This window comes from Pantoea sp. X-Soil-ISGK-421, from assembly GCF_059730785.1.
The window spans coordinates 1,379,509-1,399,978 of record NZ_AP035979.1; the positions used below are offsets into that span (position 1 = coordinate 1,379,509).

The 20,470-nt window shown below is 54.6% G+C and carries 23 protein-coding genes; 13 read left to right on the forward strand and 10 right to left on the reverse strand.

Annotation, left to right across the window (positions count from 1 at the left end; all coding sequences use genetic code 11):
- Positions 1-210: 210 nt before the first annotated feature.
- Positions 211-1,899, reverse strand: a complete 1,689-nt coding sequence (locus AC6I8K_RS06355) for an aspartate:alanine antiporter (protein ID WP_064740711.1) — start codon at positions 1,897-1,899, stop codon at positions 211-213.
- Positions 1,900-2,150: 251 nt separating this feature from the next.
- Between AC6I8K_RS06355 and ybjM the strand changes: the two genes are divergently transcribed.
- Positions 2,151-2,522 carry an inner membrane protein YbjM gene (gene ybjM, locus AC6I8K_RS06360; protein ID WP_483817094.1) on the forward strand — a complete coding sequence of 124 codons (372 nt, stop codon included), beginning with the start codon at positions 2,151-2,153 and terminating at the stop codon, positions 2,520-2,522.
- A gap of 33 nt (positions 2,523-2,555) precedes the next feature.
- On the opposite strand, the gene AC6I8K_RS06365 is transcribed toward ybjM, so the two are convergent.
- Entirely contained in the window at positions 2,556-2,819 is a 264-nt protein-coding gene (locus AC6I8K_RS06365) for a GrxA family glutaredoxin (protein ID WP_064740713.1), read from the reverse strand.
- 170 nt (positions 2,820-2,989) lie between these two features.
- Here AC6I8K_RS06365 and AC6I8K_RS06370 point away from each other — a divergent pair, with 170 nt between their 5' ends.
- The 10 genes from AC6I8K_RS06370 (at position 2,990) to rlmC (ending at position 11,731) form a co-directional block, all read left to right on the forward strand.
- Positions 2,990-3,241, forward strand: coding sequence for a DUF1418 family protein (locus AC6I8K_RS06370; RefSeq protein ID WP_064740714.1), 252 nt, complete (start codon positions 2,990-2,992; stop codon positions 3,239-3,241).
- A 15-nt stretch (positions 3,242-3,256) separates the two neighbouring features.
- Positions 3,257-3,979 carry an oxygen-insensitive NADPH nitroreductase gene (nfsA, locus tag AC6I8K_RS06375; RefSeq protein WP_064740715.1) on the forward strand — a complete coding sequence of 241 codons (723 nt, stop codon included), beginning with the start codon at positions 3,257-3,259 and terminating at the stop codon, positions 3,977-3,979.
- Between the two features lie 17 nt (positions 3,980-3,996).
- The gene (gene rimK / locus AC6I8K_RS06380; RefSeq protein ID WP_064740716.1) at positions 3,997-4,899 is read left to right on the forward strand and encodes a 30S ribosomal protein S6--L-glutamate ligase; all 903 of its coding nucleotides are present in this window, start codon (positions 3,997-3,999) and stop codon (positions 4,897-4,899) included.
- A gap of 87 nt (positions 4,900-4,986) precedes the next feature.
- Complete coding sequence (locus AC6I8K_RS06385; RefSeq protein WP_064740717.1) at positions 4,987-5,466, forward strand: YbjN domain-containing protein; 480 nt, start codon at positions 4,987-4,989, stop codon at positions 5,464-5,466.
- Between the two features lie 372 nt (positions 5,467-5,838).
- On the forward strand, positions 5,839-6,948 hold the full coding sequence (potF, locus tag AC6I8K_RS06390) for a spermidine/putrescine ABC transporter substrate-binding protein PotF (protein WP_064740718.1): 1,110 nt from the start codon (positions 5,839-5,841) through the stop codon (positions 6,946-6,948).
- A gap of 114 nt (positions 6,949-7,062) precedes the next feature.
- On the forward strand, positions 7,063-8,196 hold the full coding sequence (gene potG, locus AC6I8K_RS06395; RefSeq protein ID WP_064741203.1) for a putrescine ABC transporter ATP-binding subunit PotG: 1,134 nt from the start codon (positions 7,063-7,065) through the stop codon (positions 8,194-8,196).
- A gap of 9 nt (positions 8,197-8,205) precedes the next feature.
- Positions 8,206-9,162: a putrescine ABC transporter permease PotH gene (potH, locus tag AC6I8K_RS06400; RefSeq protein ID WP_497826405.1), complete on the forward strand. Its 957-nt coding sequence runs from the start codon at positions 8,206-8,208 to the stop codon at positions 9,160-9,162.
- Positions 9,159-10,004 carry a putrescine ABC transporter permease PotI gene (potI, locus tag AC6I8K_RS06405; protein ID WP_008102460.1) on the forward strand — a complete coding sequence of 282 codons (846 nt, stop codon included), beginning with the start codon at positions 9,159-9,161 and terminating at the stop codon, positions 10,002-10,004. Before potH ends, potI begins: the two co-directional genes overlap by 4 nt.
- 74 nt (positions 10,005-10,078) lie before the next feature.
- Positions 10,079-10,546 (forward strand): YbjO family protein, encoded by a 468-nt coding sequence (locus tag AC6I8K_RS06410; protein WP_064740721.1) that lies wholly within the window; start codon positions 10,079-10,081, stop codon positions 10,544-10,546.
- A gap of 48 nt (positions 10,547-10,594) precedes the next feature.
- Complete coding sequence (gene rlmC / locus AC6I8K_RS06415) at positions 10,595-11,731, forward strand: 23S rRNA (uracil(747)-C(5))-methyltransferase RlmC (RefSeq protein ID WP_497826406.1); 1,137 nt, start codon at positions 10,595-10,597, stop codon at positions 11,729-11,731.
- A gap of 62 nt (positions 11,732-11,793) precedes the next feature.
- Here the strand turns inward: rlmC and artJ (AC6I8K_RS06420) are convergent, their stop codons facing one another.
- The 6 genes from artJ (AC6I8K_RS06420) to AC6I8K_RS06445 all read right to left on the reverse strand — a co-directional run bounded on the left by artJ (AC6I8K_RS06420) (position 11,794) and on the right by AC6I8K_RS06445 (position 16,304).
- Positions 11,794-12,525: an arginine ABC transporter substrate-binding protein gene (gene artJ / locus AC6I8K_RS06420; protein WP_176970897.1), complete on the reverse strand. Its 732-nt coding sequence runs from the start codon at positions 12,523-12,525 to the stop codon at positions 11,794-11,796.
- A gap of 132 nt (positions 12,526-12,657) precedes the next feature.
- Positions 12,658-13,326: an arginine ABC transporter permease ArtM gene (gene artM, locus AC6I8K_RS06425; protein ID WP_483817100.1), complete on the reverse strand. Its 669-nt coding sequence runs from the start codon at positions 13,324-13,326 to the stop codon at positions 12,658-12,660.
- A 3-nt stretch (positions 13,327-13,329) separates the two neighbouring features.
- Positions 13,330-14,043, reverse strand: a complete 714-nt coding sequence (artQ, locus tag AC6I8K_RS06430; protein ID WP_064740725.1) for an arginine ABC transporter permease ArtQ — start codon at positions 14,041-14,043, stop codon at positions 13,330-13,332.
- Positions 14,044-14,049: 6 nt separating this feature from the next.
- Complete coding sequence (artJ, locus tag AC6I8K_RS06435) at positions 14,050-14,781, reverse strand: arginine ABC transporter substrate-binding protein (RefSeq protein WP_008102446.1); 732 nt, start codon at positions 14,779-14,781, stop codon at positions 14,050-14,052.
- 15 nt (positions 14,782-14,796) lie between these two features.
- Positions 14,797-15,525: an arginine ABC transporter ATP-binding protein ArtP gene (artP, locus tag AC6I8K_RS06440; protein ID WP_497826407.1), complete on the reverse strand. Its 729-nt coding sequence runs from the start codon at positions 15,523-15,525 to the stop codon at positions 14,797-14,799.
- A gap of 239 nt (positions 15,526-15,764) precedes the next feature.
- On the reverse strand, positions 15,765-16,304 hold the full coding sequence (locus AC6I8K_RS06445; RefSeq protein WP_483817101.1) for a lipoprotein: 540 nt from the start codon (positions 16,302-16,304) through the stop codon (positions 15,765-15,767).
- A gap of 108 nt (positions 16,305-16,412) precedes the next feature.
- On the opposite strand from AC6I8K_RS06445, the gene AC6I8K_RS06450 reads away from it, so the two are divergent.
- Positions 16,413-16,733, forward strand: coding sequence for a heavy metal-binding domain-containing protein (locus AC6I8K_RS06450; RefSeq protein WP_007887640.1), 321 nt, complete (start codon positions 16,413-16,415; stop codon positions 16,731-16,733).
- Positions 16,733-17,557, forward strand: coding sequence for an N-acetylmuramoyl-L-alanine amidase (locus AC6I8K_RS06455; RefSeq protein WP_497826408.1), 825 nt, complete (start codon positions 16,733-16,735; stop codon positions 17,555-17,557). Before AC6I8K_RS06450 ends, AC6I8K_RS06455 begins: the two co-directional genes overlap by 1 nt.
- A gap of 55 nt (positions 17,558-17,612) precedes the next feature.
- Here AC6I8K_RS06455 and ltaE read toward each other — a convergent pair whose 3' ends face one another.
- Entirely contained in the window at positions 17,613-18,614 is a 1,002-nt protein-coding gene (gene ltaE, locus AC6I8K_RS06460) for a low-specificity L-threonine aldolase (protein WP_497826409.1), read from the reverse strand.
- Between the two features lie 67 nt (positions 18,615-18,681).
- The gene (poxB, locus tag AC6I8K_RS06465) at positions 18,682-20,403 is read right to left on the reverse strand and encodes a ubiquinone-dependent pyruvate dehydrogenase (RefSeq protein WP_064740730.1); all 1,722 of its coding nucleotides are present in this window, start codon (positions 20,401-20,403) and stop codon (positions 18,682-18,684) included.
- Between the last annotated feature and the right edge of the window lie 67 nt (positions 20,404-20,470).

A 20,470-nucleotide genomic window follows, 5' to 3' on the forward strand; every position in this document is an offset into this window, starting at 1 on the left:
AAGTTGCATGAAGATTTAAAAATACGACATCAGGATGGCAGAGTGGCAATTTAATCTGAGGAAAACCTTAAGCGGCAGAATTGCAGCCATAAAAAAACCCGCAAGTCAGTGACCGGCGGGCTCCACAATTTGGGGATTTCAAAGAAAAGCAGTGGCACTTATTCAGACTGCGACCCCAAAAGAAAGTTCGAAATAGCGTCAAATATATTTTTAGAACGGCAATAGTGGCCAGACGATGACGATCAAGGTGCCTGCCAGAGTCAGTAATACGTTGGCAATCGCATAGGTACCTGCATAGCCCAAGGCTGGAATGCTGCTGCGCGCGGTATCGCTGATGATCTCCATCGCCGGCGCACAGGTGCGGGCGCCCATAATGGCACCAAACAGCAGGGCGCGGTTCATGCGCAGCACGTAAGCACCGAACAGATAGCAAATCACCACCGGCAGCAAACTCACCAATAAGCCGCTGAGCAGCATCAACGCGCCAGCGCTGCCAAAGCCGTGCTGCAAACCGCTGCCCGCGCTCAAACCAACGCCCGCCATAAATACCATCAGGCCAAACTCTTTTACCATCGTCAGCGCACCCTGCGGGATATAGCCAAAGGTGGGATGGTTAGCGCGCATAAAGCCGAGCATGATGCCGGCGAACAACAACCCCGCGGCGTTACCGATGCCGAAGCTGAAATTGCTGAACTGAAAGGTGATCATCCCGACCATCAAACCGACAATAAAGAACGCGCAGAAGGCGAGCAGATCGGTGATTTGACTGTGAATAGCGATAAAGCCAATGCGATCGGCCAGGCTTTTCACACGGCGCGCCTCGCCGCTCACCTGCAACACATCGCCTTTGTTCAGCATAATGCTGTCATCAATCGGCATTTCAATCTGGCTACGGATCACACGATTGAGGAAGCAGCCGTGATCGGTCAGCTTGAGGTGGCTCAGACGCTTGTTAACTGCGTTATGATTTTTCACCACGATCTCTTCCGTGACGATGCGCATATCCAGCAGGTCGCGATCGAATACTTCTTTGCCGTTACGGAAGCTAGGATCCAGACGCGCGTGCGCATCGGGATAGCCCACCAGCGAGATATCATCGCCCAGTTGTAACATCGCATCGCCGTCGGGGCTGGCGAGAATACCGTTGCGGCGCAGACGCTCAATGTAGCAACCGGTCTGGCGATGGATGCCCAACTCACGCAGGTTTTTACCGCCACTCCATTCCACCAATTCAGGACCCACGCGATATGCGCGGATCACCGGCAGAAACACTTTGCGCTGGCTGTCGGCGTCGAGGCCGCGCTCGCGCGCAATTTGCTGCGCGCAGGTCGGTAGATCCTGATGTTGCAGGCGCGGCAGATAGCGCGCGCCAAAAATCAGGCTGACTAAACCCACCAGATAGGTCAGGGCATACCCGAGGCTGAGATTATCCTGCATCAATGTGAGTTGATGGCTGTCGCTGATGCTTTGCCGCAAGGTATCTCCGGCACCAACCAGCACCGGTGTCGACGTCATCGAACCGGCTAACATGCCCGCGGTTAAACCAATATCCCAGCCGAACAGTTTGCCAAGCGTCAGGGCGATTAACAGCGCACTAACGACCATGACAATCGCCAAAAAGAAATAGTTTTTACCGTCGCGGAAGAATATTGAGAAAAAGTTAGGCCCGGCTTCAACGCCCACACAAAAAATAAACAGCATAAAGCCAAGACTTAATGCATCAGTATTAATGGCGAAATGCTGTTGACCTAGAATCAACGAAACAACCAGTACTCCAATGGAATTACCGAGTTGGACTGAGCCAAGGCGTAATTTGCCTAAGCAGAGTCCGAGTGCTAAAACGACAAATAATAACAGAACGTCATTTCCGCTTAACAATTCTGCGACGTTAATGTTCACGGTTTAACTTCTTCTTAACTTGTAACCAGTTGATGAGAGGGTCTTTTTTCGCTATCTTGTGCCGACGCCAAGGTTTGGCCGCAGGGATAGCGCAGACCAAATCTAAAGCGGCGTCATTCTAATCATAATTAACACCCTCAGCTATCGGCAGTTTTCATTCCTTCCGCCTTAAGCTGTTTCTTTTTATTTCCAGTCGTGCGCATCAGGGCAAAAAAGTTTCATAATTGTTAACGTAAAAGTTGAGGCTAATTATGTTGCAGCGCAATAATCGCTGGCCAGCATCGGTTCTGGGCGTGATGCTTTATACGCTGGTGTTTATTTATGCACATCATTTCTGGGCCGCCGCCAGTGAACAAGCCGTGCGCGGACAACCAGAATTACTGCTGTTTTTATTACCGGGGATGTTAATGGCGCTATTGCAGCCAGAGAGTCCGCTGGTCAGCACCTTGTGGGTGGCGCTAGGCGGCACGCTGCTGGGAATGATGTGGCTGATGCTGTTCATACCGATGACGCATAGCGTCTTGCTGATTGTGGCCTGGAGTTTAAGTGCGCTGTTCTGGGCGGGCTGTGGTGCGCTGCTGGTACGCTTGCTGCGTATAATGCTGGCGATGCGTGCCCAATAGCACGATCAAAAACGGGCCCGCAGGCCCGTTCTCTTACGCTTCGATACCCAGATTTTCTTTCGTCCAGGCAGCGAATTCGGTGTAACCGCCTACGTGCTGATCGTCGAGGAAAATCTGCGGCACAGTGGTGACCGGCTTGCCAGCACGCGCTTCCAGATCGGCTTTAGTAATGCCGGTGGCCTGAATATCAACATACTGATAGTTAAAGTCGTCGCGCTCACTGGTCAGCCTGGCAGCCAACTCTTTCGCACGTACGCAGTAAGGGCAGCTTGAACGGCCAAAAATCACTGCAATCATTGCTTCTCTCCTTCCGCTGCTGTTTTGTGACTAGAATCACATCACAGCGTGAATAATGCGTCACATCATGCCCGCCCATCCTGCTTAAAGGAAGAAGAAGTTACCTGTTATTCTGATATCTGCTGCCTATGCAGACGCTAAAACTGATTGTACGTTAAAGGATCCATCGCATGCGTAATCTCGCCACATTACCCAAACCCGTGTTGCTGCTTGAAGTGCTCGGCGTGCTTGCTGTGGTTGGCGCACTGCTGCTGACCAACGACTGGGTGAGCGCTCCCAGCTTCATCGCGAAAAAGCCACTGGCGACGCTACTGTTTTTTCTTGGCATCGCGCTGATGCTGCCTGCCGCATGGATGATGATGTGGCGCACGGCGAAGGCGATGGCCCCGCAATTGTTCAATCAATCCAACAAAAAGAAGTAACCACCGGAGAGGTTTATGACGCCGACTATCGATTTACTGTGCAGCCACCGTTCCATTCGCGCCTTTACCGAACAGGGCATTAATGAGGCGCAACGCAGCGCCATTATTGCAGCGGCACAAGCGGCTTCCACCTCCAGCTTTTTGCAGTGCTCCTCCATTATTCGTATCACCGATGCGGCAAAACGCGAGCAACTGGTGCAGCTGACTGGCGGCCAGCCGTGGGTGAGCGCGGCGGCGGAGTTTTGGGTGTTCTGCGCGGATTTCAATCGCCATCAGCAGATTTGCCCGGATGCGCAACTGGGACGTGCTGAACAGCTGCTGCTCGGCTGCGTTGATACCGCGCTAATGGCGCAAAATGCCATGGTGGCGGCCGAATCGCTCGGCCTTGGCGGCGTATTTATTGGCGGCATTCGCAATAGCATCGCTGAAGTGACCGAACTGCTTGAGCTGCCGAAGTTTGTACTGCCGCTGTTCGGCTTCTGCATGGGCCATCCGGCTGATGTACCGGACGTTAAACCGCGCATGCCACAAGCGATGCTGGTGCATGAAAATAGCTATCAACCCGTCGATAAAAGCGTGCTGGCACAGTACGATGAGCAAATTACCGCCTATTATCAGCAGCGCGACAGCAACCAGCGTTCTGAAACCTGGAGTCAGCTGATTCAGCGTCTGATCATCAAAGAAACGCGTCCCTTTATTCTGGATTACCTGCATCAGCAGGGGTGGGCGACACGCTAATCACAAGGAACTCTGCAATGAAGATGGCCATTCTCACCCGCGATGGATCGATTTATTCGTGTAAACGTCTGCACGACGCCGCGGAGGCGCGTGGCCATCAGGTGCAGATCATTGATCCGCTCTCCTGCTACATGAATATCAACTCCGATTCGCCGGCGGTGCATTACCGCGGCGAGGCGCTGGGGCATTTTGATGCGGTGATTCCGCGCATCGGCACCGCCACCACTTTTTACGGTACTGCAGTGCTGCGCCAGTTTGAGGTGCGCGGCAGCTATCCGCTCAATGAGTCGGTGGCGATTACCCGCGCGCGCGACAAACTGCGTTCGCTGCAGTTGCTGGCGCGTGAAGGTATCGATATGCCGATCACCGGTTTTGCCTCCTCGCCGGATGATACCGAGGATTTGATCGCCATGGTCGGCGGGGCACCGCTAGTGGTGAAGCTGGTGGAAGGCACGCAGGGCATTGGCGTGGTACTGGCGGAAACGCGTCAAGCGGCGGAGAGTGTGATCGATGCCTTTCGTGGCCTCAATGCCCATATTCTGGTGCAGGAATTCATCAAGGAAGCGCAAGGCCGCGACATTCGCTGTCTGGTGATTGGCGACGAGGTGGTAGCGGCGATTGAGCGCGAGGCGAAAGAGGGTGATTTTCGTTCCAATCTGCATCGCGGCGGCACAGCGCGCGCCGTGCAGATCACCGATCAGGAGCGGGATATCGCGGTAAAAGCCGCCAGCACGCTTGGGCTTGCCGTGGCCGGTGTGGATATTCTTCGCGCCCATCGTGGGCCGCTGGTGATGGAGGTGAATGCCTCACCGGGACTGGAAGGGATTGAAGGCATTACCGGTTTAGATATCGCCACCATGATGATCAAGTGGATTGAGCAGCATGCTTGCCCCGGCTATCGTCCTAAAACCGGCGGCTAAGCCGCGCTTTTCAGCGGTTTTCGTGGCATCCAGATCGGTTTTTCCGTAAGCTAAGGCGCTCATTTCTTCACCCCACAGGATATTACGATGGATTCACTGGTCGTTCCGGACATTGACGTACTGCGTCGCTGGCTGGATCAACAAAATATCACCTGGTTCGAATGCGATGCCTGTCAGGCACTGCACCTGCCGCACATGCAGAATTTTGACGGGGTGTTTGATGCAAAAATTGACCTGGTGGATAACGTCATCCTCTTCTCCGCGCTGGCAGAAGTAAAACCCACGGCGCTGATTCCGCTGGTAGGCGATTTATCGCAGATCAACGCCAGCTCGCTGACCATTAAAGCCTTTGTTGATATTCAGGACGACAATCTGCCGAAGCTGATTGTTTGCCAGTCGATCAGTACCAGCGCCGGATTAACCTTCGGTCAATTCTCCCACTTTATGAAGCAGAGTGAAGAGGGCGTTTCCATGGTAATTATGGAAGCCTTTGCCAACCACTTGCTGATAGTGGAAGAAGATGAGGAGCGACAACCCAGCGCCAGCAGCCACGCGATGCTGCACTGAGTTCCCCGCCTCGCTAACTGCCGCTTTTTGCGGCAGTTTTCATTTTAGCCCTACCACTTTTTATTCTGCATTTTGCCCTTTATTGCCAGATATTAGTTGTGCTTTATGCCACTAGTGCCAAACCCCATAGCAGAAACATGCATAACTTATCGCAAAAAGGCGTTTTTTAAGCTGGGATCTGGTGAAGGTGGTGCGGGGGGGCTATTCTTGCGGGGCTGCTTGAGACGTGCAACCTCAGCGCAGGTATAGGTTTTTGCTATTAAACTCCCGCTGAATATTGATTCATTGTGTGCCTGTAATTTTTACAGTAATCGCAACGTTCGGATCGCGTGTATACAGCGTTGTAATGACCCGCTCAGGAGGAAGGAAAACATGTTCAACCAACGTCAAAAATGGTTGCCAGGTGTGGTTGCTGGTGTGCTGATGGCTGCGGCCGCCGGTGCTCAGGCAGAAGATAAAACGCTGCATGTCTATAACTGGTCCGATTATATCGCGGCGGATACGGTACCGAATTTTGAAAAGCTGACCGGCGACAAGGTGGTCTACGACGTTTTCGATTCTAACGAGGTACTGGAAGGCAAACTGATGGCCGGCAGCACCGGCTATGACGTGGTGGTGCCATCGTCCAGTTTCCTTGCACGTCAGTTGCAATCGGGCGTATTCCAGGAGCTGGATAAGAGCAAACTGCCGAACTACAAAAACCTCGATCCCGATCTGATGGCGAAAGTGGCCCAGCACGATCCGGGTAACAAATACGCGATTCCTTACCTGTGGGGCACCACCGGCATCGGCTATAACATCGATAAAGTGAAAGCCGCACTGGGCAAAGATGCGCCGCTGGATAGCTGGGATCTGGTGCTGAAACCAGAGAATCTGGAAAAACTGAAAGGTTGCGGGGTGTCCTTCCTCGATGCGCCAGAAGAGATTTTTGCCACCGTGCTCAACTATCTCGGCAAAGATCCGAACAGCTCTGACGCGAAAGATTACTCTGGCGCGGCTACCGATTTGCTGCTGAAGCTGCGTCCGAACATCCGTTACTTCCACTCGTCGCAGTACATCAATGATCTGGCGAACGGCAATATCTGTGTCGCAATTGGTTGGTCGGGCGATATCCTGCAGGCCAAAGATCGTGCGGACAAAGCCAACAATGGTGTGCATCTCGGCTATATCGTGCCGAAGCAGGGCGCACTGGCGTTCTTCGACATGTTCGCGATTCCAAAAGACGCGAAAAATGTGGAAGGCGCATACAAGTTCCTGAATTACATGATGGATCCAAAAGTCATTGCTGATGTTTCCAACAACATCAACTACGCCAACGGTAACAAAGCGTCGCTGCCGCTGATTAATGCGGACGTGCGTAACAATCCGGGCATTTTCCCAACGCCGGATGCCATGGCCAAACTGTTTGTGCTCAAGGTCCAGGATCCGAAACTGGATCGTGTGCGTACCCGTGCATGGACTAAAGTAAAAAGTGGTAAGTAACTCGTTCTGAACGATTATTGCCTGAAGACGACAACAGAGGTGCGGTATTGGCCTCTGTTGTGCCATTTTTAGCGGCTGGCTGTGCCGCGCGATTTTAGCGCCGGAGAAATGTTAGTGAACGATGCGATTCCCCGCCCCCCAAATAAAACCGCTAAGGCGTTAACGCCGCTGCTGGAAATTCGCAACCTGACCAAATCTTTTGACGGTCAGCATGCCGTGGATGATGTCAGTCTGACCATTTACAAAGGTGAGATTTTTGCGCTGCTGGGTGCTTCCGGCTGCGGCAAATCGACCTTATTGCGTATGCTGGCGGGATTCGAGCCACCCACCAGCGGCCAGATTGTGCTGGATGGTCAGGATCTCTCGCATGTTCCGCCGTATAAGCGCCCGATCAACATGATGTTTCAGTCTTACGCGCTGTTCCCGCACATGACGGTGGAGCAGAACATCGCTTTTGGATTGAAGCAGGACAAACTGCCGAAAGGCGAAATCAGCAGCCGCGTCGAAGAGATGCTGTCACTGGTGCATATGCAGGAGTTCGCCAGGCGTAAGCCGCATCAGCTTTCTGGCGGTCAACGTCAGCGTGTGGCGCTGGCGCGTAGCCTGGCGAAGCGTCCAAAATTACTGCTGCTTGATGAACCGATGGGCGCGTTGGATAAAAAACTGCGTGATCGTATGCAGCACGAAGTGGTCGATATTCTCGAACGTGTGGGTGCCACCTGCGTGATGGTGACGCACGATCAGGAAGAAGCGATGACCATGGCGGGCCGCATCGCCATCATGAACCGCGGTAAATTCGTGCAGATCGGCGAGCCGGAAGAGATCTACGAGCATCCCACCAGCCGCTACAGCGCCGAGTTCATCGGTTCAGTCAATGTGTTCGAAGGGTTGCTGCGCGAACGTGGTGAAGACGCGCTGATCATTGATGCGCCCGGCCTGGTGCATCCGCTAAAAGTGCAGACCGATGTCTCAATCGTCGATAACGTGCCGGTGCACGTTGCGCTGCGTCCGGAAAAAGTGATGCTGTGCGAAGAGGTGCCAGCCGATGGCTGCAACTTTGCTGTCGGTGAAGTGGTACACATTGCTTATCTCGGCGACCTGTCGATTTATCACGTGCGTCTGCGCAGCGGCCAGATGATCAGCGCACAGTTGCAAAACGCCCATCGCTACCGCAAAGGCGCGCCAACATGGGGCGATGAAGTGCGTCTCTGCTGGGACGCCGACAGCTGTGTGGTTCTGACGGTTTAAGGGGGCGATATGAGCCAGATTTCTCAACGCAGCGCGCCTGAAGTGGTGGGCACGCCGCTGCAGCGCTGGGCCACGCGTATCAAAATGCAGCACGGTCGCAAGCTGGTCATTGCTTTGCCTTACCTGTGGCTGATCCTGCTGTTCCTGCTGCCGTTCCTGATCGTGCTGAAGATCAGCTTCGCCGATATTGCGCGCGCGATTCCGCCGTATACCGATTTGGTTACCTGGGCGGATGGCCAGCTCAATCTGGTGCTCAATCTCGGCAACTACTTCACGCTGACCGACGATCCGCTGTATGCCGATGCGTATTTGACGTCGCTGAAAGTGGCGGGCATCTCCACCATTATCTGCCTGATGATCGGTTATCCGCTGGCGTGGGCGGTGGCGCACAGCAAGCCGTCGATGCGCACCATTCTACTGTTGCTGGTGATCCTACCGTCGTGGACATCCTTCCTGGTGCGCGTTTACGCGTGGATGGGGCTGCTCAATAACAACGGTATTCTCAACCGCTTCCTGATGTGGCTCGGCGTTATCGATCATCCGCTGGTGATTCTCTATACCAATACCGCGGTGTATATCGGCATCGTTTACTGTTATTTGCCGTTTATGGTACTGCCGATTTATACCGCGCTGACGCGTATCGATTATTCACTGGTGGAAGCGTCGCTGGATCTTGGCGCACGCCCGCTGAAGACCTTCTTCAGTGTGATTGTACCGCTGACCAAAGGCGGGATTATTGCCGGTTCAATGCTGATATTTATTCCGGCGGTGGGCGAGTACGTGATCCCTGAACTGCTGGGCGGTCCGGACAGCATCATGATTGGGCGTATTTTGTGGCAGGAGTTCTTCAACAACCGCGACTGGCCGGTCGCATCCGCGCTGGCGGTGATCATTTTGTTGATCCTGATTCTGCCGATTATCTGGTTCCATAAGCATCAAAACCGTGAAGTGGGAGAGAAGGAATGAGCCAGTTACCGACCATTCGATCTCCGTGGCGCACCGTGATTCTGGTGCTGTGCTTTATGTTCCTGTACGCGCCAATGCTGCTGCTGGTGGTGTACTCCTTTAACAGTTCGCCGCTGGTCACGGTATGGGAGAATTTTTCATTCCACTGGTACAAAGTGTTGTTTCAGGATCAGGCAATGCTCGATGCGGTGGGCCTCAGCCTGACTATCGCCGCGCTTTCAGCCACCATGGCGGTGGTGCTCGGTACCATGGCGGCGGTGGTGATTGTGCGCTTTGGTCGCTTCCGTGGGCATAACGGCTTCGCCTTTATGCTGACCGCGCCGCTGGTAATGCCCGATGTGATCACCGGTTTATCGCTGCTGCTGCTGTTTGTGGCGATGGGCAATACCTTTGGCTGGCCAAGCGATCGCGGCATGCTGACCATCTGGCTGGCGCACGTCACCTTCTGTACCGCTTACGTGGCGGTGGTGATTAACTCGCGTTTGCGCGAGCTGGATCGCTCGATTGAAGAGGCGGCGATGGATCTCGGCGCAACGCCGGTGAAAGTGTTTTTCGTCATCACGGTGCCGATGATTGCACCTGCTATCGTGACTGGCTGGCTGCTGGCGTTTACGTTATCGCTCGATGATTTAGTGATAGCCAGCTTTGTGACCGGCCCTGGCGCGACCACCTTGCCGATGGCGATTTTCGCCACCGTGCGTCGTGGCGTGAATCCGGAGATCAATGCGTTAGCCTCGCTGATTCTGTTTGTCGTCGGTTTAGTCGGTTTTATCGCCTGGCGTTTTATGGCGCACGAAGAAAAGCAGCGTTTACGCGATATTCAGAAAGCAAAACGTGGCTGAACGTCGTAACATTTGCCACCATAAGAACGGGCTGATTATATCGGCCCGTTTTATTATGGTGACGGAGCCAAACCATGTCGGAAACCCTGAAAAACGGTGCAATGATTAACGTTACGCCGGTGCCTGTGCTGGTGGCGGGCAACGCCATCATTATTACGCGCTGCCTCAGCGTGTTGATGCTGGCTAACGAACTGGGTTATGACGAACTCGCCAACTTTGTGCATCGCAGCGCACAAGCCTGGGATTCCACCCTGATCTTTATCGCCAGCCAGCTGATTTTCCTGTTTGAACTGCGTTGTGCCTTTACCCTGATGCGCGGCAATAATCGTGGGCGCTGGGGCTATGTTGCGACACAAATCATTGTACTGATCTATATGTTGATGGCCTCGGTGGGCTGGATTTACCCGGAGATTTTCAGCATTCCCGGCGAAAGTAACGCGCAGATTATTCACCACACGCTGCTGCAAAAGCTGCCGGATTTAGTGGTGCTAGGACTGCTGTTTGTGCCCGCCAGCAGCCGCGCTTTTTTCCGGTACCGGTGATACAATCGCCCCCCATTTTTTCTCCCGATTCTGAATACAGGCATTTGCATGCATTGCGCGCTTTATGATGCCGGTCGCTGTCGCTCGTGCCAGTGGCTGGAAAAACCCTATCCGCAACAGCTCAACGACAAGCAGTCGCTGCTGGAACAACTGCTGGCTGAGAGGCCGGTAGGCGAATGGCTGCCGCCGGTGGCATCCGGGCAGCAAGGGTTTCGTAATAAGGCCAAAATGGTGGTTAGCGGCAGCGTTGAGCGGCCGATTCTCGGTATGGTGGCACGCGACGGTGAGCCGGTGGATTTATGCGCCTGTCCGCTGTATCCGCATAGCTTTGGCGCGGTATTTGAGGTGCTTAAACCCTTTATCGCCCGCGCCGGTTTAACCCCCTACAACGTGGCGCGCAAACGCGGTGAGCTGAAATTTCTGCTGTTAACTGAAAGCACGCAGGGTGGCATGATGCTGCGCTTTGTGCTGCGTTCCACCAGTAAGTTACAACAGCTGCGCGATGCCCTGCCGTGGCTGCAACAACAGCTGCCGCAGTTGAAGGTGATCTCCGCCAATATTCAGCCAGTGCATATGGCGATTCTTGAAGGTGATGAAGAGATTGCGCTGACGTCCGATCAGGCGCTGGCGGAAAGCTTCAATCAGGTACCGCTCTATATCCGTCCGCAGAGCTTCTTCCAGACCAACCCAAAAGTGGCGGCCGATCTTTACGCCACCGCACGCGATTGGGTCGCGCAGTTGTCGGTGAGCAGCATGTGGGATCTGTTTTGTGGTGTGGGGGGATTTGGCTTGCACTGCGCCACGCCTGAGATGCAGCTGACCGGCATCGAGATCAATGCCGAGGCCATCGCCTGTGCGCAGCAGTCGGCCCAACAGCTTGGATTAGAGAAAGTGAGCTTTGCCGCGCTGGATTCCACGCAATTCGCCACTTCACGTGAGCAGGTGCCGCAGCTGGTGCTGGTCAATCCGCCACGTCGCGGTATCGGCGCGGAGTTGTGTGCCTATCTCAGTGAGGTGGCGCCCGACTATATTCTTTATTCCAGCTGCAATCCCACCAGCATGGCGCAGGACATTGTGCGTCTGGCGGAATATAGCGTGAGCCGCGTGCAGCTGTTCGACATGTTCCCGCATACCGCGCATTTTGAAGTGCTGTGTTTGCTGATCAAGAAGGGCGGAACAGCATAGCGTTTACCTGAACGGAGGACGTGCAGAACCTGCCAGACGCACGCCACGCTATTCCATAATATTTATTCCGGGAACCACTTCTGATTGATCTGCTGCCAGGTGCCGTTGGCTTTCAACGCCACTAACGCGCTGTTCAGCTCATTTAGCAGCGGCTCATTGCCTTTACGCACCGCAATCCCTAAACCGGTGCCGAAGAAATCGGTGTCAGTGATGTGCTCGCCTACCGCGCTGAGATCCTCATTGGCCTTCAGCCACTGATTTACCACTGCCGTATCGCCAAATACGCCGTTCAGACGGCCGTTCTTCAGATCGAGAATCGCGTTTTGGTAGCTGTCATACGCCACCGCAATCACCTCTGGATGTTTCTCCAGCAGGTATTTCTGATGCGTGGTGCCGTTCTCCACGCCAACACGTTTGCCTTTCAGCTGGCTGAAGTCAGTGAACTGGCCTTTGTGCGCAATCACAATCGCCGAGTTAGCGTAGTAAGGCTGGGTGAAATCCACCTGCTTGCTGCGATCGGCGGTGATATCCATACCTGAAATCACGGCATCATAGCGACGGAATTTCAGTGAAGGAATCAGGCTATCGAAGGCATTATTGGTGAAGGTGCAATCCGCTTTCATTTGCTGACACAGTGCTTTTGCCAGATCGATATCGAAGCCAACGATTTGGTTGTCGTGATCGAGGGATTCGAACGGGGGATAAGTTGCGGAAGAGGCGAAGCGGATTTTTTCAGCCGCATAAGCATTCATTGCCAGAGTTGCCAGCGCAGCAGCAACGATCCATTTTTTCATTATGTAACTCCTGTAAACCATGCCAGAGACGGAACGGGTTACACGATGCCAGTTAATGAATTTATATGCAATATTTTTGCTTAATGATTTAAATGAAAACGGGCGCCTTTTCGGGCGCCCGCTGTGGTTACATCAGTTACGGCGCTCAAATGCCAGCGCACGCTTCTCAACCAGACGCATCATTAACGTCAGCAAGCCGTTAACCACCAGATAGATCAGGCCAGCGGCAGCGTACACCGAGATATCGTAAGTGCGGCCATACAGCAACTGTCCGTGACCCATGACTTCCATCAGCGTGATGGTGTAAGCCAGCGAGGTGCTTTTGAATACCAGCACCACTTCGTTGGAGTAGGAGGATAGGGCGCGCTTAAAGGCGTACGGCAGCAAAATGCGTAGCGTATCTTTACGATTCATGCCGAGCGCAGCACAGGATTGCCATTGACCAGACGGAATCGCACGCACCGCACCGTAAAACAGCTGCGTGGTATAGGCGGCGCTGTTGAGCGACAGCGCCAGCAGTGCGCACAGCCAGGGTTGCGACAGCAGATGCCACAGCCACGGAATGTTCTGGATGCTGGGGAACTGGCCGGGTCCGTAGTAGATCAGGAAGATCTGCACCAGCAGCGGCGTACCGGTAAACAGGGTGATATAGCCTTTCACCAGCCAGTTTAGCACCGGCAGTTTAAGCGCCAGCACGATGGTACACAGCACCGACAGCACCAGCGCGGCAATCAACGATGCCACGGTCAGCGTGAGGCTGGTATGAAGCCCTTTTAGCAGCTCGGGTAAGTAATCCAGCATGCGTTAGGCCCCTCGCTCGAAACGCGTGGTGCGCAATTCAATACGGCGCAATACAGCCTGACTGAACAGCGTGATAATCAGATAGATCGCCGCCGCCACCAGATACCAGGTAAACGGCTCTTGAGTGCGGGTGGCAATACTTTTGGTTTGTAGCATCAGGTCATTCACGCTGATCAGTGATACCAGCGCGGTATCCTTCAGCAGCACCAGCCATTGGTTACCCAAACCTGGCAGCGCGTGTCGCCACATCTGCGGCATAATCAGGCGCAAGAAAATCGCCGACTTCTTCATGCCAAGCGCCTGACCCGATTCCCATTGACCGACCGGCACCGCTTTCAGCGCGCCGCGCAGGGTTTGCGACGCATAGGCGGAATAGAGCATCGCCAGCGCAATCACACCACACAGGAAGGGACTGACGTCGAAGTTTTCAATCTGTACCTGCACCGGAATGTTGAACAGGCCAAGATTGATATGGAAGCCATCAGAGAGCGTCAGCAGCAGTTGAGAGGCGCCAAAATAGATAAACAGCACCACCAGAATTTCCGGCAGGCCGCGAATCAAGGTCACCAGCACAGTACCGAGCCACGCCAGCGGTTTCCAGCGCACTGATTCCCAACCAGCAAAAATCATCGCCAGCACCAGGCCGGCGATCAGTGCACAAACGGCAAGGCCGACGGTCATGCCGGCGGCGCTTGCGAGTGGAATCATTTCATTCATTAGAAATTACTGCTGGAACCATTTGCTGTAGATGGTTTTGTAAGTACCGTCGGCCTTGATCTTCTCCAGCGCGGCATTGAATTTGCCCTGCAACTCGCTGTTGCCCTGACGCACCGCAATACCTAAACCGGTACCGAAGTAATCTTTGTCCGTCACTTTCTCACCCAGCGGCGCCAGGTTGGCGTTCTGTTTCAGCCATTCGTTTACCACCGCGGTGTCACCGAATACGGCGTCGATGCGGCCATTTTTCAGATCCAGCACCGCGTTCTGATAGCTGTCGTAAGGCACCACGGTGATGTCGCTGTGTTTGTCAGACAGGTATTTCTGGTGCGTGGTACCGTTTTGCACGCCAACACGTTTGCCTTTCAGCGCGGCTACGTCAGCCATTTTGCCTTTTTGCGCGATGAAGATGGCCGAGTTGTCGTAGTACGGTTTAGAGAACAGCACTTGCTTCTCACGATCGGGCGTGATGTCCATGCCCGCCATTACCGCATCAAAACGACGGAATTTCAGGCTTGGGATCAAGCTATCAAACGCCTGATTAGTAAAGGTGCAGGTCGCATCCATCTCTTTACACAGCGCGTTAGCCAGATCGACATCAAAGCCCTGAATTTTGTTGTCAGAGTCAACAAATTCAAAGGGAGGATATGAAGCCTCGGTAGCGAAACGCAATGTCTGTGCAGCAGACGCGCTCAGGCTCAGGCCGGCAAGGAGGGCAGCAATTACAACTTTTTTCATTAGAAGCTTCCTGACTTAATGCGAAAGATAATTAGCAAACGCGTCGGTTTGCGGCTGTGTAAAGTGGCTGGCATCGCCTTGCTCAACGATGTGACCGTTTTCCATGTACACCACGCGGCTGGCGGTTTTACGCGCCACTTCCACTTCGTGCGTCACGATCACTTGCGTGATGTTGGTCTGGGCCAGCTCACGAATAATGCTGACAATCTGGGCGGTGATTTCGGGATCGAGTGCAGCAGTCGGTTCATCAAACAGCAGCACCTGCGGCTCCATCATCAGCGCACGGGCAATTGCCACGCGCTGCTGCTGACCACCGGAAAGATGCAGCGGGAAACGATCGGCATACGGCGTCAGCCGCAGACGTTCCAGCAGCTTTTCGGCACGCGCTCGCGCGGCGTCTTTGCTGAGACCGAGCACGCGGCACGGCGCTTCAATCAGGTTCTGCAGCACGCTCAGGTGCGGCCACAGATTGTATTGCTGGAATACCATGCCCACGTTCTGACGCAACTCGCGAATCGCGCTGTCAGAAGGCGCTTTGGTGAAATCAAACTGGTTGCCGGCAATCTGCAGGCTGCCGGAACGCGGTTGCTCCAGCAAATTGAGGACGCGCAGGAGCGAACTTTTACCCGCGCCACTCGGGCCGAGCAACACCAGCGTTTCACCCTGCGGACAAGCCAGGTTGATATCGAACAGCGCCTGATGGGCACCGTAAAAACAGTTTATGGCGTTTAGTTGAATACTCATGCGCAAAAAATGAATAGTAATTAGTGTCGCGGATTTTAACGTCACCAGAATAGTTATGCAATTGTGGTGGGTTAATATTTATTAAAGAGCAGTGAAACAACCAAAGCGTAGCACAATATCGCGCAACTCAAGGTGGCAGAGGGCTGGCGAGCCCTATTTAGTTCACAAAATATCAACAAAAAGCGCCGCAAGGATGCGGCGCGCTAATCAATGGTGTTAACTGTAGGAAAAGTGAACGGTTACTTTTTCGCTTCCAGCAGTTGCGTCAGTGAACCGCCGCCAACGTGTGGCACCTGGCCGACATAACGCACATCATCAACTACCCAGCAGGTGCCTTCGTGGATCATCAGCACTTCATCTTGCCAGGTTTTATTGTCGCGGCTTAGCTCAACGCGCAGCGGGATATTGCGCGCGTCGCGATTGGGAATGGTGGATGCGCTGGCGACGTCAGCCGAAGTTGGGCCTTGCGCCAGGCTGGAGAACAGGTCGCCGCGGGTCCACGCCGCGGGTTTCGGGTTCTGGCTGCTGGCACTCAGCAGCTTCTGATACAGGTGATCGCTCAGGTAAGGGCGATATTTCGCCAGCGTGTTGCTGTCTGGCAAACCTTGCGTTGGCTGGCTAACGCGTAAATCGTAGAACTGTTGCGCCACGCTGTCTGGACCACCCTCAACGCAGGCCGCGGTGCGCGGGCCATTATCCTTAATGACCGGCTCAACGGTGGTACAGGCACTTAGCAGCAACGCCGCGGGAATAAGCAGCGCAAAGGCATTGTTTCTCATCTCGATTTCCTTATTGTTCACTGGCAAAGCGCCATTTTTAGCATAGAGTATAGCCTTGCTTTTACGCCGTACGAGCTATAACCAGCTGATTCAGAAAAGGAGAACACCATGAAATTTTCTACAACGCCCACGTTGGAAGGACACAGCATCAGTGAATATTGCGGCGTGGTCGCTGGTGAAGCGATTCTTGGCGCCAATATTTTCCGCGATTTTTTTGCCGGCATCCGCGATATCGTCGGTGGTCGCTCTGGCGCCTACGAAAAAGAGTTGCGTAAAGCGCGCCAGATCGCTTTCAAAGAGCTGGAGGAGCAGGCGAAAGCGCTCGGCGCCAACGCGGTAGTGGGCATTGATATCGACTACGAAACCGTGGGTAAAGAGGGCAGCATGTTGATGGTCAGCGTCACCGGCACCGCCGTGATTATTCGCTAATGCGCGTGGTTGTCCTGTTGGCGATGGCCTTTTTGCTGAGCGCCTGTCAGTCATCGATTGAAGCGCGCCACGGTTATTGGGTGGATACCGCTCATCCGGCGCAGGGCGCACGACCGCGCATCAAAGTGGTGGTGATTCATTACACCGCCGAAGATTTTTCCAGTTCGCTGGCAACACTCACCGATCGGGAAGTTAGCGCGCACTATCTGATTCCACAGCATCCGCCGCAGAAAAACGGCAAGGGCGTGGTGTGGCAACTGGTACCAGAAAGCCAACTCGCGTGGCACGCAGGCCCCAGTTTCTGGCGCGGTGCTACACGCATCAATGACACGTCGATTGGTATTGAAATCGTTAACAGTGGCTACCGCCGTACTTTGACAGGTTTACAGTGGCAGCCCTTTACGCCGCAGCAGATCAGCGCGCTGGCGGCGCTGGTTGAAGACATTACACAGCGCTACGGCATCTCGCCGGAAAATGTGGTGGGGCACAGCGATATCGCGCCGCAGCGTAAGCAGGATCCCGGTCCGCTGTTTCCGTGGCAGCGATTGGCAGAACAAGGTTTAGGTGCGTGGCCCGAGCAGGCGACGGTACAGCGCTATCTCAACGGATGCCCCGCTGATGAAGCGGTGGATCAGGCTGAGCTGCTGGATACGCTACAGCGTTATGGTTACGACGTATCAGCGGCCACTACGCCACAGATGCAGCGCAAGCTGATTGCGGCGTTTCAGATGCATTTCCGCCCGCATGATTATCGCGGCATCGCCGATGCGGAAACCCTGGCGATTGCCCGCGCGTTATTAGCGAAGTACGGTGCGGCGCAGTGATGCTCCATATTGGTCGCCATGAATGGCGACCCTACGGAACATCGCGCACCGGCGTTTATTGCTGCAGAAATGCCTGCCAGTGCGCCACCAAACGTTGCAGATCCTGACGGCTGACATCCAGATGCGTCACAATGCGCGTCACTGGACCCACGCTAATGAGCACCTCGCCCGCCTGCATCCAGCTTTTTAGTGCTTCAACCTGCTCCGGTGACACCTTCACAAACAGCATATTGGTGTGTTGATTAAGCACCTCAACGCCGATGGCGCTCAGCTGCTCGCCCAACCACGCCGCGTTGTCATGATCGTCCTTAAGGCGTGCCACGTTGTGCTTTAACGCATAGAGCCCGGCCGCGGCCAGAATGCCTGACTGACGCATGCCGCCGCCGGTCATTTTGCGCCAGCGGCGCGCCTCTTCGATATAGGCTTCATCGCCACACAGCAGCGAACCAATCGGCGTGCCGAGTCCTTTTGACAGGCAGATAGTTAACGTGTCGCAGTAGCGCGCAATGGCTTCCAGTTCAACATTTTGCGCCACCACGGCATTAAAAATACGTGCGCCGTCGATGTGCAGCGCCAGCTTGCGCTCGCGAGTGAATGTCCATGCTTGTTCGAGATAGCTCAGCGGCAGCACTTTACCGTGATGCGTGTTTTCCAGGCTTAACAAGCGCGTGCGGGCGAAGTGAAAATCATCGGGTTTAATGGCGGCAGCAACATCGGCGAGCGGCAGGGAACCATCTTCGGCGTGCAGAATCGGTTGCGGCTGAATGCTGCCGAGCACCGCGGCACCACCGGCTTCATATTTGTAGTTATGCGCTTGCTGGCCAACGATATATTCATCGCCGCGCTGGCAGTGACACAGCAGCGCCACCAGATTAGCTTGCGTGCCGGTGGGGAAGAACAGGGCAGCGGCTTTACCGCTCAAGCGTGCGGCTTCAACTTCCAGTGCGTGGACGGTGGGGTCATCGCGGTAGACATCATCGCCGGTTTCGGCTGCCATCATGGCATCGAGCATGGCAGCACTGGGGCGGGTTACGGTATCACTACGTAAATCGATCACGTCGCTCTCCTGAAATAAAAAAGCGGGCGAAGCGCCCGCATTGTCATCATGTTTGGCCTGAATTGTTTTACCTCAGCCAGTTGGTTTTCGCCAGCTCCACGATTTCATCACCGCGTCCATTCAGAATGGCGCGCATCATGTACAGGCTGAAACCTTTGGCCTGTTCGGCTTTGATCTGCGGTGGCATCGACAACTCTTCCTTGGCGGTAATCGCGTCAATCAGTACCGGACCATCATGCGCAAAGGCTTCCTGCAACACGCCGTTCAGCTCCGAGGCTTTCTCCACGCGCATACCTTTGATGCCGCAGGCGGCGGCGATGGCAGCGAAATCTGGATTCTCAAGATCGGTGCCATCGGTGAGATAACCGCCGGCCTTCATCTCCATCGCCACAAAGCCCAGCACGCTGTTATTGAAGATCACCAGTTTCACCGGCAATTTCAGTTGTGCCACCGAGATGAAATCGCCCATCAGCATGCTAAAACCGCCGTCGCCACACAGCGCGACCACCTGACGCTGTTTGTCCAGCGACTGTGCGCCCAAGGCTTGTGGCATGGCATTGGCCATCGAACCGTGATTAAACGAACCGATCAGGCGACGCTTGCCGTTCATCTTCAGATAGCGCGCCGCCCACACGGTTGGCGTACCCACGTCGCAGGTGAAGATGGCGTCGTCATCGGCGTATTCGCTGATTTGCTGGGCCAGATATTGTGGGTGAATCGGCAGCTTGTCATTGGCGGTGGCCAGCTCGTCCAATCCTTTACGCGCATCGACGTAGTGTTCCAGCGCCTTGTCCAGATGCTGGCGATCGGTTTTGCTGCTGAGCTGCGGCTGCAGCGCATGCAAGGTGGTTTTGATATCACCGACCAGCGCCATATCGACATGGCTGTGCGAGCCGAGGCTGCCGGGATTAATATCGATCTGAATGATTTTGGCATCGGCAGGATAGAAGGCGCGATAGGGGAATTGTGTACCGAGCAACACCAGGGTGTCGGCGTTCATCATGGCGTGGAAACCGGAGGAGAAGCCAATCAGTCCGGTCATGCCGACGTCGTAAGGGTTGTCGTATTCGATGTGCTCTTTACCGCGCATCGCATGTACGATTGGCGCTTTCAACGTCTCAGCCAGCTTAACCACTTCGGCATGCGCCCCAGCGCAGCCGCTGCCGCACAACAGGGTAATATTTTTCGCGTCGTTCAGTGTTGCAGCCAACGCGGCCACTTCACTGGCGTTAGGCACCACATGCGGCAGTTGCGGTGGATACCATTCGCTGCGCGCGCTTTCCGGTGCAGGCTGCAGCGCCACATCGCCGGGGATGACCACGACCGATACGCCACGATTGAGAATGGCTTTACGCATCGCAATACCCAGCACCTGCGGCAACTGCTCTGGATTTGAAACCAGTTCACAATAATGGCTGCACTCACGGAACAATTCTTGCGGATGGGTTTCCTGAAAATAGCCGCTGCCGATTTCGCTGGAAGGAATGTGAGCGGCGATTGCCAATACTGGAACGTGGTTGCGGTGGCAATCAAACAAGCCGTTGATTAAGTGCAGGTTGCCAGGCCCACATGAACCGGCACATACCGCCAGTTCACCGCTGATTTGTGCTTCGGCGCCGGCCGCGAATGCCGCGACTTCTTCATGGCGCGTCGGCATCCATTCAATGGTGCCCATACGATTCAAGCTGTCGCTCAGGCCGTTCAGCGAGTCGCCGGTGACGCCCCAAATGCGTTTCACCCCGGCGTTTTCAAGGGTTTTTGCCAGCAGTGCCGCCACAGTTTGCTTCATCGTTTGCTCCTTTCTGGTGTTGAGCCATCCATGCCGATGGCGAAAACGTGTCAGTCAGAAAGCGTAG